General features: G+C 59.4%; 16 protein-coding genes. 10 read left to right on the forward strand and 6 right to left on the reverse strand.

Annotated elements, in window-relative coordinates:
* The first annotated feature begins 3 nt into the window (after positions 1–3).
* Positions 4–2454, forward strand: coding sequence for a GcvT family protein (locus ACYJRZ_RS00725; RefSeq protein ID WP_459455125.1), 2451 nt, complete (start codon positions 4–6; stop codon positions 2452–2454).
* A gap of 130 nt (positions 2455–2584) precedes the next feature.
* Here ACYJRZ_RS00725 and ACYJRZ_RS00730 read toward each other — a convergent pair whose 3' ends face one another.
* Both ACYJRZ_RS00730 and ACYJRZ_RS00735 read right to left on the reverse strand, forming a co-directional pair.
* Positions 2585–2938, reverse strand: coding sequence for a hypothetical protein (locus ACYJRZ_RS00730; RefSeq protein WP_459455127.1), 354 nt, complete (start codon positions 2936–2938; stop codon positions 2585–2587).
* Between the two features lie 130 nt (positions 2939–3068).
* Positions 3069–3608 carry a P-loop NTPase family protein gene (locus tag ACYJRZ_RS00735; protein ID WP_459455129.1) on the reverse strand — a complete coding sequence of 180 codons (540 nt, stop codon included), beginning with the start codon at positions 3606–3608 and terminating at the stop codon, positions 3069–3071.
* 228 nt (positions 3609–3836) lie between these two features.
* On the opposite strand from ACYJRZ_RS00735, the gene ung reads away from it, so the two are divergent.
* The 3 genes from ung (at position 3837) to ACYJRZ_RS00750 (ending at position 6261) form a co-directional block, all read left to right on the forward strand.
* Positions 3837–4538, forward strand: a complete 702-nt coding sequence (ung, locus tag ACYJRZ_RS00740; RefSeq protein WP_459455131.1) for a uracil-DNA glycosylase — start codon at positions 3837–3839, stop codon at positions 4536–4538.
* Positions 4539–4701: 163 nt separating this feature from the next.
* On the forward strand, positions 4702–5634 hold the full coding sequence (locus ACYJRZ_RS00745; protein ID WP_459455133.1) for a VOC family protein: 933 nt from the start codon (positions 4702–4704) through the stop codon (positions 5632–5634).
* A gap of 15 nt (positions 5635–5649) precedes the next feature.
* Complete coding sequence (locus ACYJRZ_RS00750; RefSeq protein WP_459455135.1) at positions 5650–6261, forward strand: alpha/beta hydrolase; 612 nt, start codon at positions 5650–5652, stop codon at positions 6259–6261.
* Positions 6262–6311: 50 nt separating this feature from the next.
* Here the strand turns inward: ACYJRZ_RS00750 and ACYJRZ_RS00755 are convergent, their stop codons facing one another.
* Complete coding sequence (locus ACYJRZ_RS00755) at positions 6312–6794, reverse strand: hypothetical protein (protein WP_459455137.1); 483 nt, start codon at positions 6792–6794, stop codon at positions 6312–6314.
* A 188-nt stretch (positions 6795–6982) separates the two neighbouring features.
* Between ACYJRZ_RS00755 and ACYJRZ_RS00760 the strand changes: the two genes are divergently transcribed.
* The 5 genes from ACYJRZ_RS00760 to ACYJRZ_RS00780 all read left to right on the forward strand — a co-directional run bounded on the left by ACYJRZ_RS00760 (position 6983) and on the right by ACYJRZ_RS00780 (position 10413).
* Complete coding sequence (locus ACYJRZ_RS00760; protein WP_459455139.1) at positions 6983–7879, forward strand: DMT family transporter; 897 nt, start codon at positions 6983–6985, stop codon at positions 7877–7879.
* 61 nt (positions 7880–7940) lie between these two features.
* Positions 7941–8330 (forward strand): RidA family protein, encoded by a 390-nt coding sequence (locus ACYJRZ_RS00765; protein WP_459455141.1) that lies wholly within the window; start codon positions 7941–7943, stop codon positions 8328–8330.
* Positions 8330–8836 (forward strand): VOC family protein, encoded by a 507-nt coding sequence (locus ACYJRZ_RS00770; RefSeq protein ID WP_459455143.1) that lies wholly within the window; start codon positions 8330–8332, stop codon positions 8834–8836. Before ACYJRZ_RS00765 ends, ACYJRZ_RS00770 begins: the two co-directional genes overlap by 1 nt.
* Positions 8837–8963: 127 nt before the next feature.
* Positions 8964–9692 carry a class I SAM-dependent methyltransferase gene (locus tag ACYJRZ_RS00775; RefSeq protein ID WP_459455145.1) on the forward strand — a complete coding sequence of 243 codons (729 nt, stop codon included), beginning with the start codon at positions 8964–8966 and terminating at the stop codon, positions 9690–9692.
* A gap of 181 nt (positions 9693–9873) precedes the next feature.
* Positions 9874–10413 carry a flavin reductase gene (locus ACYJRZ_RS00780; protein ID WP_459455147.1) on the forward strand — a complete coding sequence of 180 codons (540 nt, stop codon included), beginning with the start codon at positions 9874–9876 and terminating at the stop codon, positions 10411–10413.
* A gap of 14 nt (positions 10414–10427) precedes the next feature.
* On the opposite strand, the gene ACYJRZ_RS00785 is transcribed toward ACYJRZ_RS00780, so the two are convergent.
* From ACYJRZ_RS00785 to ACYJRZ_RS00795, 3 genes are all read right to left on the reverse strand, one after another.
* Entirely contained in the window at positions 10428–11201 is a 774-nt protein-coding gene (locus ACYJRZ_RS00785) for an alpha/beta fold hydrolase (protein ID WP_459455149.1), read from the reverse strand.
* 5 nt (positions 11202–11206) lie between these two features.
* On the reverse strand, positions 11207–12211 hold the full coding sequence (locus ACYJRZ_RS00790) for an NAD-dependent epimerase (protein ID WP_459455151.1): 1005 nt from the start codon (positions 12209–12211) through the stop codon (positions 11207–11209).
* A gap of 71 nt (positions 12212–12282) precedes the next feature.
* Positions 12283–13605 carry a UDP-glucose dehydrogenase family protein gene (locus ACYJRZ_RS00795; RefSeq protein WP_459455153.1) on the reverse strand — a complete coding sequence of 441 codons (1323 nt, stop codon included), beginning with the start codon at positions 13603–13605 and terminating at the stop codon, positions 12283–12285.
* A 321-nt stretch (positions 13606–13926) separates the two neighbouring features.
* On the opposite strand from ACYJRZ_RS00795, the gene ACYJRZ_RS00800 reads away from it, so the two are divergent.
* The gene (locus ACYJRZ_RS00800; protein WP_459455155.1) at positions 13927–14784 is read left to right on the forward strand and encodes a GNAT family N-acetyltransferase; all 858 of its coding nucleotides are present in this window, start codon (positions 13927–13929) and stop codon (positions 14782–14784) included.
* Positions 14785–14987 lie beyond the last annotated feature (203 nt).

Below are 14987 nucleotides of genomic sequence, written 5' to 3' on the forward strand. Positions count from 1 at the left end.
GACATGATGAAGGAACTGCCGGCTACAGCAAAGACCGTCGTCATCGGCGGCGGCATCATCGGCTGCTCGACGGCCTATCATCTCGGCAAGCTCGGCTTCACCGATACCGTGCTGCTGGAGCGCAAGAAGCTGACCTCGGGCACGACGTTCCATGCTGCCGGTCTTGTCGGCCAGCTACGCACAAGCGCCAACATCACGCAGATGCTCGGCTATTCCGTCGATCTCTACAAGAAGCTCGAGGCGGAGACGGGGCTTGCCACCGGCTGGAAGATGAATGGCGGGTTGCGCCTTGCCTGCAACGAGGAGCGCTGGACGGAGGTGAAGCGGCAGGCGACGACGGCACAGTCCTTCGGGCTGCAGATGCACCTGCTGACGCCGCAGGAGGCGCGCGATCTCTGGCCGCTGATGGATGTCGATGATCTCGTCGGCGCCGCCTTCCTGCCGACCGACGGACAGGCCAATCCCTCCGACATCACCCAGGCGCTGGCGAAGGGTGCTCGCATGAGCGGTGTGTCGATTTTCGAGGATACCGAAGTTCTCGATCTGGAGATCGACAATGGCCGGATTCGCGCCGTCGTCACCGAGAAAGGCCGCATCGAATGCGAGCGCGTCGTCGTCTGTGCCGGGCAGTGGACGCGGACTTTTGCCGCCCGCTTCAGCGTCAACGTGCCTCTCGTCTCGGTCGAGCACCAATATCTCATTACCGAATCCTTCGGCGTGCCGTCCAACTTGCCGACGCTGCGCGATCCGGATCGGCTGACCTACTATAAGGAAGAAGTCGGCGGGCTTGTCATGGGCGGCTATGAGCCCAATCCCATTCCCTGGGCACTCGACGGCATTCCGAAGGATTTCCATTACACACTGCTCGACAGCAATTTCGATCATTTCGAGCAGATCATGGAGCAGGCGCTGGTGCGTGTGCCAGCGCTGCAGACGGCCGGCGTCAAACAGCTGCTGTGCGGGCCGGAGAGCTTTACCCCGGACGGCAATTTCATTCTCGGCGAGGCGCCGGAGCTGAGGAATTTCTTCGTCGGCGCCGGCTTCAATGCCTTCGGCATCGCATCCGCCGGCGGGGCGGGCATGGCGCTTGCCGAATGGGTCGCCAAGGGCGAGCCGCCTTACGATCTCTGGCCTGTCGACATCAGGCGCTTCGGCCGCCCGCATTTCGACACCGACTGGGTGCGCACCCGCACGCTGGAGGCCTACGGCAAGCACTACACCATGGCCTGGCCCTTCGAGGAGCATTCCAGCGGCCGGCCCTGCCGCAAGTCGCCGCTTTACGACCGGCTGAAGGCGCAGGGCGCCTGTTTCGGCGAAAAGCTCGGATGGGAGCGGCCGAACTGGTTTGCCGATCTATTTGCGGGCGAGGAGCCGAAGGACGAGTACACGTATGGACGGCAGAACTGGTTCGATGCCGTCGGCCGCGAACATAAGGCTGTACGCGAGGCGGCCGTGATCTTCGATCAGACCTCCTTTGCGAAATTTGTGCTGAAGGGCAGGGATGCCGAGGCGGCAATCTCATGGATCGCTTCCAACGACGTCGCCAAGCCTGTCGGCGCCCTGACCTATACCCAGATGCTCAATGACCGCGGCGGCATCGAATGCGATGTCACCGTTGCCCGCATCGCCGAGAATGAATTCTACATCACGACGGGAACCGGCTTTGCCACCCATGACTTCGATTGGGTCGCCCGCAACATTCCGGCGGAGATGCATGCGGAGCTGGTGGACGTTACCTCCGCCTATTCCGTACTGTCGCTGATGGGGCCGAGGTCGCGCGCGATATTGCAGGCGGTGACCTCGGCCGACGTTTCGAACACCGCATTCCCCTTCGGCAGGGTGAAGACCGTCGGTATCGCCGGCTGCCCGGTACGGGCACTGCGCATCACCTATGTCGGCGAACTCGGCTATGAGCTGCATGTCCCGGTGGAATATGCCACTGCCGTCTATGACGTGCTGATGGCCGCCGGCCGTGAATACGGGCTTATCAACGCCGGCTATCGCGCTATCGAGAGCTGCCGATTGGAGAAGGGCTATCGCGCCTGGGGCTCCGACATCGGGCCGGATCATACGCCGATCGAAGCCGGGCTTGCCTGGGCGGTGAAGACGAAGAAGGACGTGGCATTTCGCGGCAGAGAGGCGATCGAGCGGCAGCTGGAATCGGGAGTAAAGAAGATGCTCGCCTGCTTCGTGCCCGACGATCCAGAGATCGTGCTTCTCGGCCGCGAGACGATCTATCGCAACGGCCAGCGCGTCGGCTGGCTGTCGAGCGGCGGCTACGGCTACACGATCGGCAAGGCGATCGGCTACGGCTATGTCCGCGATCCCGGCGGCGTGACCGAGGATTTCGTGCTTTCCGGACGCTATGAGCTCGATGTCGCGCAGCAACGCGTCCCATGCCAGGTGTCGCTGAAGCCGCTTTACGATCCGCAGATGGCGCGGATCAAGGGGTGATTGTGGAAGTCGGGGTTGTATTCCTGACAGGATAAGGAGCCCGATGCGGGAATATCGCGCGCTCGGAATGCGCCGATTTCGGCTGGGCCGACCCACATCTCATGGTTTTCATCGAGACCACACTTCGCGATCAGTTCGGAGAATGGCCCGTGTTTTGGCCGTCATCCTTGTTGACCCAGTAATGGTCAGATATCCTCTGATTGTTATCGATGATCCTTGCGGCGATATCAGGATTCCCGCCCATGAACGCTTCAGGATCGGCGCCACATAGAAGAAGGAAAAGCTTCTGGTGGGCAACAGCCGCAAAGTATTCGTATGCCGGTGGTTGCTCCTGTGATCCAACCGATTTCAGCTCGTTGGCTGCCTGTCTGCTGGCATGCTCGAGCGCTTGATAGATTGTTGCAAGCATGGCCTGTTCGGCCCGCCTCTGAATATCTCCGTACTGTTTCTGATCCGGCGTCGGAATAGGGCAGCTCCCGCTCATTGCATGTATCTCCTGGCTGAATGTTTCATTTGTAAAGATCGGCAATTGCCACCAGATCGCGCCTGCTTTGGCCGGCGGAGAAAAGTTTTGCCGAGCCGGGTTGTCAGGTGCTGATCTCCGCAATCATCCCCTATCGCCGAGCAGGTAAATCCCAAACCCGATAAAGATCGTTGAGCGCCTCGGCTGTACGGCATTCCACTATCGGCAAGTTGGCTTCTTGCAGGATTTTTGCGTATTTGGCGCCGCTGTTACGGGTCCTCACGAGTATCCAGTGAATCATCTCCCATTTAACGCTGTCCTTGGCGCCTTCGAGATGCCCCGCTCGATCTGAGCGGTTGATCAGGGTCCGCTTGAGATAGCGGGAAAAGCGCAGCCAATGATTGGAGGTGATGAGGATGGCGCCGGTCGCGCGGGCCAAACGTTGCGGCATCAGACGCGTATAATTGCCTTCCATGATCCATTGTTCGCCTAGAATGGCCGCGTCGTGAAGAGCGGCGAATTCCGCTTCAGGGCGTTGTTGCCAATCGGTATGGGGCAGGTGATGAAGCTGATCGAGATGTACAGCCGGAAACCCCAACTTTTTGGAAAGGGCGACCGCCAGGGTTGATTTGCCGGCATTGGAGGGGCCGAGCACGACGATGCGCTCGCCAAGGGAATGCAAGGGAAGCATGAGACACCGGTCGGAAAATTGGGATGGCTTCCAATGACCGAAGCGAAGGGCGTTGTCAACGTTTGCGTGTCCTGCTTCTATTATACGTCATTTACGAGATAAGCCCGGAGGCAGGCTGCGCTATCTCCAAAACCTGTGATCTCCCCATCCCATCCCCAGCCATTTTCTTGACACGTCGGCTCTTTCATCCTCAATCGACATGCTGACAACAGATGGAGGCCAGAGACGATGGCTGAGGCGAACATCAAGCTTGAGGAGAGCTGGAAAGAGGCGCTGTTGCAGGAGTTCGAAAGCCCCTATATGCAGCAGCTCAAATCTTTCCTTGTCGAGGAAAAGCAGCGCGGCAAGGTGATCTTTCCCCGTGGCAGCGAGTATTTCCGGGCGCTGGATCTGACCCCGCTTGACGAGGTGCAGGTGGTCATTCTCGGGCAGGATCCGTATCACGGCTTCGGTCAGGCGCATGGGCTCTGCTTCAGCGTCCGCCCCGGCGTGCGCATTCCGCCGTCGCTGGTCAATATCTACAAGGAACTGGAAACCGATCTTGGCATTCCGCCGGCCCGCCATGGCTTTCTGGAAAGCTGGGCGAAGCAGGGTGTGCTCCTGCTCAACAGCGTGCTGACGGTGGAGGAATCCCAGGCCGCCTCGCATCAGGGCAAGGGCTGGGAGCGCTTTACGGATGCGGTGATCCGCAGGGTCAACGACGAATGCGATGGCGTCGTCTTCATGCTCTGGGGCTCCTATGCGCAGAAGAAGGCGGCCTTCGTCGATACCGAGCGCCACCTGGTGCTGAAGGCGGCACATCCGTCGCCGCTCTCGGCCCATAACGGCTTCCTCGGCTGCCGGCATTTCTCCAAGGCCAATGCCTATCTGGTCGCGCATGGCCGGGATCCGATCGACTGGGCGCTGCCGAGCAATCCGGATGCTCAGTAAGGCGCTGCTTTCTGGACCGCTACATCAGTGAACGATCCGAATTTATCGTTCACTCATTGAAGACAATCCGTTTGGCTATTCGGGGCTATCGAAACGCGGCCGACAAGACCATCTTCTGCCCATGAGAAACGCCTGCCGGTGCAGGCGAGCAAAGGGGTTAGAGATGCTCAACCAGATCAAAGGTCTTCACCACGTTACCTCGATGGCGGAAGACGCCCGGACTAACAACAAGTTCTTCACTGATACGCTCGGCCTTCGCCGCGTCAAGAAGACCGTGAATTTCGACGCTCCCGATGTCTATCACCTCTACTATGGTGACGAGATCGGCACGCCCGGCACGATCATGACCTACTTCCCGTTCCCGAAGATGGCGCGTGGTCGCCCGGGTACCGGTGAAGTCGGTAATACTGTATATTCTGTTCCCGAAGGTTCCATCGGCTACTGGACCGAACGGCTTGGCCAGAGCGGTGTCGAGGGCCTGAAGACTGACGAATCCTTCGGCCAGAAGCGCCTGCATTTTGCCGGACCAGATGGCGATGGCTTCGCGCTTGTCGAAGTCAAGGACGACAAGCGTCAGCCCTGGACTCATGGCGGCGTCGATGCCGAGCATGCCATTCGAGGTTTCCACTCCGTCGCCATGCGGCTCAGGGACGACGGTGCCACGGCCGAGTTGTTGAAGTACATGGGTTACGAGGTGGTCGATACGCATGACGGCATCAAGCGGCTTGCCATTCCCGGCGGCAACGGTGCCGATTATGTCGACCTCGAAACTATGCCGAACATCAACCGGGCGCTGCCGGGCGCCGGCTCCGTCCACCATGTCGCCTTCGCGGTCGAAAACCGTGCAAAGCAGCTCGAAGTGCGCAAGGCGCTGATGGATACGGGTTATCAGGTGACGCCGGTTATCGACCGTGATTACTTCTGGGCAATCTACTTCCGCACACCGGGCGGCGTGCTGTTCGAAGTCGCCACCAATGAACCCGGCTTCGATCGTGACGAGGATACGGCCCATCTCGGCGAAGCGCTGAAGCTGCCGGAACAGCATGCGCATCTGCGTGGGTTGATCGAGCAGCATCTCGAACCGCTGGAAGGCTAATCCAGGAGAAAGATCATGATGGATACGACTTACGTGCACCGGCTGAAGGCCGGTGCACCCGGAAAGCCTATTTTCTTTACCTTCCATGGCACAGGCGGCGACGAAAACCAGTTCTTCGATTTCGCCACCCGCCTACTGCCGGACGCAACCATCGTCTCGCCGCGCGGCGATGTCTCGGAATATGGCGCGGCGCGTTTCTTCCGCCGCACGGGCGAGGGCGTCTATGACATGGCTGACCTTGCCAGGGCGACGGAAAAGATGGCGACCTATGTCTCGGAGCTCGCGGCTGAGCACGGCGCATCGCAGGTGCTTGGCCTCGGCTTTTCCAACGGTGCGAATATCCTAGCCAATGTTCTGATCGAGCATGGCAATCTTTTCGACGCGGCCGTGCTGATGCATCCGCTGATCCCATTCCAGCCAAAGGACAATGCAAGGCTGGAGGGCAAGCGCGTGCTGATTACAGCAGGCGAGCGCGATCCGATCGCACCCGCTCCAGTCACCAAGGCGCTTGCCGATTACTTTACGCGGCAGAATGCCGAGGTCACTCTGGACTGGCATCCAGGCGGCCACGATATCAGGCCTAACGAAATCGAGGCAATCCGCAGTTTCCTGACGCCCTATGCTTAGAAACTGCCAAAAACACCGGCTGCGCGGTAGAGACTATGCTGCGCAGTCCGCTATTTGCCGATCAGGCGCATCATTGCCTTCGCTTGAGAGGCCGCCGCGAGTTTTCCCTTCTGGTCGATATACTCCGTTCCGCAGAAGCGGTTGAGATTGGCAAAATCCATGCTGTCCGGTTGGGCATGCCTTGTTTCGGCAATGAACATGCGCCAGGCACAGCCGAGCATCTTGTCGGGTTGGATTGCCTGGTCGCAGCCTGTGCTGAGGCATAGAGCGACATGTTTCTGCGCCCGATATCCGCCCGCGATCGCCTCCTCATAATCAGCTTTCCAGCTATCGCGCGTATGTTCGCAGCGGGCCGGATCGCTGCTATGGCTGCATTGGACCGTTTTGTCGACATAGGTTTGCGCCGGCGGCCATAGCGGGCCGTCGACTAGGCTGACGCAGCCGCACGCAAATAAGGTGGCCGACAGCAGGCGCAATTTGATTCTCCTTCGACAAGGTCGCCAGAATCGTAGAACGATCGTGAAGATGTGCAAGATCGATATGATCCTACCAATACGAATGGGTAGGTAGATGTCTTTCGATTACGCCGGAGCGTGTGGCGTGACCTTCCTGCCACCAGTGCCATCTTCCCAGTGCCCGCGACACGCAACGGCGCAAGCTTTGCTTGTAGGCATCGTTGCCGCCCGCTAATGCTCTGCCGCTATAGGACGGAGGATTCCACGTGACGCTGGCGGAACAGCAGCAATACAGGCTGGGCGTGGCCTATGTGGCGCTTTCGGCGCTCGCCTGGTCGACGTCCGGGCTGTTCGTTCGAGCGATCCATGCCGATCTCATGACCATTTTGTTCTGCCGCGGAATCGTCTCCGGCCTCGGCGTCTTCGCGTTGTTTTTCTATATCGAGCGCCGTAATGCCTTTCGCATACTGTGTTCCATGCGCGGCCCGTCGCTGGCGGCGACGATCTTTTCCACCGCCTCCATGATCAGCGGTATCGGCTCGATTTATTATACATCGGTTGCGGACGCCATGGTCATCTATGCGACAGTGCCCTTTGTCACCGCGGGCGTCGCTTTCGTTTTCATCCGCGAGCGTCCGAATTTGAGGACACTGATTGCGAGTGGCATTGCCTTCATCGGCGTACTCGTCATGCTTTCCGGCCATGCGAGCGATGGCGGCAGCTGGCTCGGCAAGGGGCTTGCTGCCATCATGACGTTGACGGTCGCCGCTCTTGCGGTGGTCATGCGTCAGCATCGCAATGTGCCGATGCTACCGGCCATGGCGCTTTCCGCCTGGCTGTGTTCCTTCGTTACCTTCTGGTTCGCTTCGCCGCTTTCGATCTCCGGCCAGGATCTTGGCCTGATCATCGCCTTCGGCATCATCCAGAACGCCATGGGCCTCAGCCTCTACACCTTTGGCTCGCGGCTGGTGCCGGCCTCGGATGCAGCGCTGCTGACGGCGCTTGAGGTGCCGCTGACGCCACTCTGGGTCTGGATGATGTTCGCCGAGCGTCCTTTGACGGCGACACTCATCGGCGGGCCGATCGTGCTTGCGGCACTTTTCGGACATATCCTGTTGGAAATACGGCGGAATCGAGCGGTGACATTGCCTCAAGCCCACTGACCGACTTGCCCCTTTCATCTCAAAATGCTGAAATCGGCTCAGTCATCAGGAGTCGGAATCGATGAAAAAGGTCTTCAATCCCGCATCCGTTCGCCGCCCTTTCGGCAATTACAATCACGGCCTGCTGGTGCCGCCCGGCGCCAGTCTGCTGGTCACGTCCGGCCAGCTCGGCATTGGTGCCGACGATCGCATTCCGCCTGACGTCACCGGTCAGGCCGAACTGTGTTTCAAGGCGATCGGCGCTATCCTCGAGGAGGCCGGCATGGGGTTTGCCGACGTCATCCGCATCGGTGGTTTCGTGACCACGCGCGAGGATTTTCCCGCCTACATGGCTGTGCGCGATCGCTATGTCCAGACTCCCGCGCCAGTCTCCACGCTGCTGATCGTCGGCGGATTTACACGGTCCGAGTTTCTGGTCGAGGTCGAGGTCACGGCGGCGAAGGTGATGTGATGTCGATCAGCGATCCGGAGCGATCGGCCAACCTCGTGATGCCGCGCATTTTGGGGCTCTACGAGACGCATCTGACGGTCGCCAATCTTCAGCGCTCTATCGCCTTCTATCGCGACGTCCTGCAGCTCGAGGTCGGCACGGTCATCGAGAGCAGGAAGGTTGCCTTCCTGTGGATCGACGATAAACGGATGGGCATGCTCGGCCTTTGGGAAACCGGCAGCTCCCCTCTCAAGATGCGCCTCCATATTGCCTTCAGAACCTCTCTCGCCGATGTAGTCGGCTCCGCCGCCGCATTGAAGGCTCATGGCGTTCAGCCGAAGGGTTTCAATGGCGAGCCGCTCGATGAGCCGGTCGTTCTCGGTTGGATGCCAGCCGTCTCACAATATTTTTCGGATCCCGACGGGCATTCGATCGAGTTTATCCATGTGCTTGAAGAGGCGGCCGATCCGGATTTCGGTGTGAAGCCCTATTCGCAGTGGCTATCGCGGCCAAAGCCGGCTGCTTGACCGGCACCGGCCGGCCCTCCTTTTCAATCGGCTTTTCGTCGGTTTGCTTATGGTCTAAGCGAAAAGGATCCGAGCTATACCTCTGATACGACCAGTTCCAAGGCAAGCAGAAGCATGGAAGACCAACATGACGCAGAATATCTACGACGATCCAGCCTTCTTCGAAGGCTATAGCCGCCTGCAGAGATCTATCGACGGGCTGGCGGGTGCCGCCGAGTGGCCGGCGATCCGTTCCTTGATGCCTGACCTCAAGGGTCTCGATGCCGTCGATCTCGGCTGCGGTTTCGGCTGGTTCTGCCGTTGGGCCGCCGAGCAGGATGCAGCCAGTGTCCTTGGGCTGGATGTCTCCGCGAACATGCTGGAACGTGCGCGGGCGGAGACGACGGATGCGCGGGTTCGCTATGATCGCGCCGATCTCGAGAAACTTCAGCTTCCCAAGGCGAGCTTCGATCTCGTCTATAGCTCGCTCGCCTTCCATTATGTTGAAGGCTTTGCCGGTCTGCTGACGACGATCCGTCAGGCGTTGAAGCCGGGCGGTCGACTGATCTTTTCGATCGAGCATCCGATCTATATGGCGCCCCGGCGGCCGGAATGGCTTGACGATGCCGAGGGCGGCAAGATCTGGCCGCTCAATGCCTATCAGATCGAAGGGCCGCGGCTGACGAACTGGCTCGCCGAAGGCGTCGTCAAGCAGCATCGCACGATGGGAACGACGCTCAACCTCTTGATCAACTCCGGTTTCATCATTGCCCATGTCGAAGAATGGTCGCCGAGCGATGAGGATCTTGCAGCCCATCCGGAGTGGGCAATCGAGCGCGAGCGGCCGATGTTTCTGCTGATTTCCACCCGGACCTGAGGCAGGCTTCAGCATACCGTGGCAGCGCAGAACGCTGAGGCGATCTGTTTTTCTTTTTGTTGATAGATTTTATAGAAAATTAATTGCTCGCGAAGGGCTACTTCCGCAAAATGTCGTTTCTTGAGGCGCATGCTGCCCATCGATAATGTGAGGCTGTCGGCGCGATTTAGGGAAGAGTGCGATGAACATGAAAACTTCCGTGGCAATCGAGAAGGCGGTGCCTGTCGCCGATCCCGATATTGCGCGCACCGAGTTCCGCAACGCCATGGCGCGGATGGCGGCGGCAGTGAACATTGTCACAACCAACGGCCCCGCGGGTATCGCCGGCTTTGCCGCGACCGCCGTCTGCAGCGTAACCGACAGCCCGCCGACCCTGCTCGTCTGCCTCAATCGCGGCGCTTCCGTTCATCCCGCCGTCACGCAAAACGGGGTGCTCTGCGTCAATGTGCTATCGGAAGCGCATCAGGACCTGTCGCGGCTATTCGGCGGCAAGACCCCGGTTGCCGAACGCTTCGCTGGTGCCTCCTGGTCGGAGCTATCGACAGGCGCGCCGGTGCTTGAGGATGCTCTTGTCTCGTTCGATTGCCGCATCGTCCGTCAGGCCGACGGCGGCACGCATGACATCCTGCTCTGCGAAGTCGATGCCATCCGTCAACGTGACGAGGGGCAGGGGCTTATCTATTTCGACCGGGCCTATCATCCTGCGGGTTCGGCCGAGTAAGCCGGCTTTTTCATTCATGCCAGGAAATTTTCGATCGCCAGTAACACTTGGGCAGGGCGTTCGCGATGCGGCACATGCCCGGTATCCGGCATGAAATAGACCGAGCCACGTCCGGCCGCGATGTGATGCGGATGGGCTTCAGAGCCATATTCGTCACGCTCGCCATGTATGGCAAGCACCGGGCAATGGAGCTTTTCAAGGGCCGGATCGAGCGACCAGCCGGCGCGTTCGGGAGCAAGCCACGTATCGATCCATGCATGCAGTACCCAATCGGTCTTGCTGCCGTGATATTTCACGAGTTTGGCAAACGTCTCGGCCGATCTGAATTCCTGCTGCGCGATCCTGATGCCTTGCAGGGTTCTCTCTTCCACGAAAGCCTGCGCGGCTATGGTGATGACGGCCTGGCAGCGCTCGCCAAAGCGCGCTCCCGTCTCCACGGCCATGCCGCCGCCTACGCTATGCCCGCAGGCGACGAACTCTTGGATGGAGAACTGCTCGCATAGCAACGGCACAGCCTGCTCGGCCTCAAGGGCCATGAAGTTCTGTTGCAAAATATCTGTGCGGGCATCGGATCGGCCGAAGCCCAGCCGATCATAGGCGATCACTTGACGGCCGGAGGATTGGGCAAGCTGTTGCGGAAAATCTCTCCAGAGTGCAATGCATCCGAGGGAATCGTGAAACAGGATGATGGGTGGCCGGAAGATCCCGGTATCCGGTCTCCAGGATTTGGCGTAAAGCCGCCCGGCGGAGCTCGCGATCCAGTGTTCCGTTTCGACGATGTTGGCCATTTTACTCAATAGTTTTCTTGATACCATTCGACGAAGCGCTTCACGCCTTCATCGACTTCGACCTGCGGCTTGAAGCCTGTCAGCGCTATCAAGAGGTCCGGCACTGCATATGTGTTGTGAACGTCTCCGGGCTGCATGGGCAGCATCTTGCGGATCGCCTTCTTGCCGAGCATCGTCTCGATGGTTTCGACGAAACTCATCAGGCCGACGGGCTGGCCGCCGCCGATGTTCACGACGCGGAAGGGAGCATTCTTCGACAGCGTATCGATGACCGTTTCCGATACGACGCGGTTTTCCTCCGACGGCACGACGCCTATGAGGCGTACGATGCCTTCGACGAGATCGTCGATATAGGTGAAATCGCGGCTCATCTTGCCTTCGCCGTAGATCTCGATCGGCCTGTCGTTCTTGATGGCATCGACAAACTTGAACAGCGCCATGTCCGGGCGGCCCCAGGGACCATAGACAGTGAAGAAGCGGAAAGCGGTTGTGGGCACATTGAAGAGATGGGCGTAGCTGTGCGCCATCAGCTCCATGCTCTTCTTGGTCGCCGCATAGATCGTCATCTGCTCGTCAGCCTTGTCGCTTTCGGCAAAGGGGATCTTTTCGTTGGCGCCGTAGACGGAAGAGGTCGATGCCAACAGCAGGTGCTTCGGCTGCAGGTTTCTTGCCAATTCCAGAATGTTGAACGAACCGACAAGGTTGGAATCGACGTAGGAGCGCGGATTTTCGAGGCTATAGCGGACGCCTGCCTGGGCGGCGAGATGGACGATCACGTCAGGTTCGGCGAGTTCGGCGGCATGATCCAGCGCGGCCTTGTCTTCGAGCATGCCCGTTACGGCCTTGAAGCCGTTGGAGCGGGCGAGGATGGCTGTGCGCTTTTCCTTGAGCTTGACGTCGTAATAGGGCGTCATGCCATCGAAACCGACGACGAAATGACCCTCGTCAAGCAGACGCCTGGCAAGGTGGAATCCGATAAACCCGGCTGTGCCGGTGATGAGATAGCGCATTGATCGGCCTTTGCTTAAAGCATTTCGAGGAAAGGTGCGTAGCGGTTTTCCGTTCGGAATGCGTAAACGCTCTAAAGTGTGGCGTCGCTTGAGGGTCTGCCGACACTTGTATAGGCAAAGCCGTGCTTTGTGACCTCGTCATGGCGATAGATGTTTCTGAGGTCGACCAGGACCGGAGCCTTCATGACGGATTTGAGCCGGGTGAAATCCAGCGCACGGAACTGGTTCCATTCCGTCACGATGACGAGCGCATCGGCGCCGCGCGCAGCGCTGTAAGCATCGTCCGCATAGGTGATGTTGTCGATGACAAGCCGTGCATTCTCCATCCCTTCGGGATCGTAGCCGGTCACCGTTGCGCCGGCATCCTGCAGTGTCTGGATGATCGAGATTGCCGGGCTGTCGCGCATGTCGTCGGTATTCGGCTTGAAGGTCAGGCCGAGGACGGCGACCGACTTGCCTCTGATATCGCCGCCCATGGCGGTGACGACCTTACGGCCCATGGCGCGCTTGCGGTTGTCGTTGATCGATACGGTCGTTTCGATCAGGCGCACGGGGCTGTCGTAATCCTGGGCGGTCTTGGCGAGCGCCAGCGTATCCTTTGGGAAGCAGGAGCCGCCATAGCCCGGGCCGGCATGCAGGAATTTCGAGCCGATTCGGCCATCGAGACCAATGCCGCGGGAGACTTCCTGCACGTTGGCGCCGACCTTCTCGCAGAGATCGGCCATCTCGTTGATGAAGGTGATCTTCATGGCGAGGAAGGCGTTGGCCGCGTATTTGATCAATTCCGACGTGCGGCGGGAGGTGAAGAGAAGCGGCGCCTGGTTGAGATAAAGCGGGCGATAGACTTCGGTCATGACACCGCGCGCCCGCTCGTCGTTGAGGCCGATGACGATGCGATCGGGACGCTTGAAATCCTCGATGGCCGCACCTTCGCGCAGGAATTCCGGATTGGAGACGACGGCGACATCGGCTTGCGGATTGGTTTCGCGCACGATGCGCTCCACTTCGTCGCCGGTGCCGACAGGGACCGTGGATTTGGTGACGATGACGGTGAAGCCCTTCACGTGCTCGGCAATCTCGCGAGCAGCGGCATAGACATAGGAGAGGTCGGCATGGCCGTCGCCGCGCCGGGAAGGGGTGCCGACCGCGATGAAGACGACATCGCTGGCGGCAACGCTTGCCTTCACATCTGTTTCAAAGGAGAGGCGGCCGGCGCGCACGTTGTCGGCGACGACTTGTTCCAGACCCGGTTCGAAGATCGGTATCTCGCCGCGCCGCAGAGCCTCGATCTTGCTCGTATCCTTGTCGACGCAAATGACATCGTGGCCAAAATCGGCAAAGCAAACACCCGACACAAGCCCCACATAACCCGAGCCGATCATCGTGATGCGCATGAAATTTCAATCCTTTTGCTAGCGCTGGATCTTGCGCCGAGACGCAAACCCGGCATGGGCGATCATCCGCGTTTATACACAGGATCGCAGGCAACGCCTATATGCCTATACCGGTTTTAGGAAGGTTGCAGCGGAAGTATCACCGAAGCTTCGTCGATCCTCTGCCTGCGCGATCATCTTGTTTTTCAAGTGAAACGAAGCCTTTGCACTTTAAGTCTATGATAGCCTATTGCTTGTGATTGGCAGTGTGTTGTCACATGATGAATTGGGTGCGGTCGCTCCGCAGGGGCGGCGGTATAATGGGCGGTTCGGGACTTTTGCATGAAATCGACTTTCGCCGTGCGGATGATGCGGGCTGGCGAGCTGGAGCTCGCTTTGGAATGGGCTCGGCAAGAAGGCTGGAATCCCGGTATTGACGACGCGCACGCCTTCTGGGAGGCGGATCCCTCCGGCTTTCTGATCGGCGCCATCGGCGAGGTCCCAGTCGGCTGCATATCCGTCGTCCGTTATGGCGAGGCTTTCGCTTTTCTTGGCCTCTATATGCTTCATCCGGAGTTTCGTGGGCGGGGATATGGCAAGCAGCTTTGGAACAAGGGCATGGCGCTTGCCGGCAATCGTGTCGTCGGGCTGGATGGGGTCGTCGCGCAGCAGGAAAACTACCGACGGCACGGTTTCGAGATGGCCTATCGGACGCTCCGCTATGGCGGTATTCCCAAAATACTTGAGGTGGATGAAGCGCAGGCGAGGCAGGTGGTGCCGGTCGCGGACGGCAAGCTCGAAGCGCTGGTGCACTATGATGCGGAAATTTTCCCCGGCTTGCGTCACTCCTTCATTCGGGCCTGGTGCGGCGCTCCCCAAAGGCGGGCATCCTTCATCGTCGGCGGCGGTAGCAGGGTTCGCGGCTACGGCACGATCCGCCGCTGTTTCGAGGGTTACAAGATCGGTCCATTATTCGCCAACAAGCCGGAGGTCGCGCTGGCATTGATGAGCAAGCTGCTCGCCAAAACCAATGGAGCGCCTGTCTATCTTGACGTGCCGGTCGATAATATCCAGGCGATCCGCCTTGCTGAAGAGTGCGGGCTGTCTCCGGTGTTCGAAACGGCGCGCATGTATCGCGGCAAGGCGCCGGAAATCCCGCTCGATCGCGTCTTCGGTGTCACCACGCTCGAACTTGGTTAGCTTTTCTTGATCCAGTGCCGCATGGGCCTGACGATGGCGTTGCGCCGGCGGTCAAGCCGGGTTTTTGAGGGGCGAGGATCGCCACCGGAGAGGGTTGTTGAAAGGCCCTCGGAACTGCGACAGGGGAAAAATCCTGTTGGAGGCGCTGATTCGTCATGCAAAAAGCCGAATCTCCTGAGACAACAGGGTCGCTTTCCCAAAAA

This window comes from Rhizobium sp. No.120 (assembly GCF_054558365.1).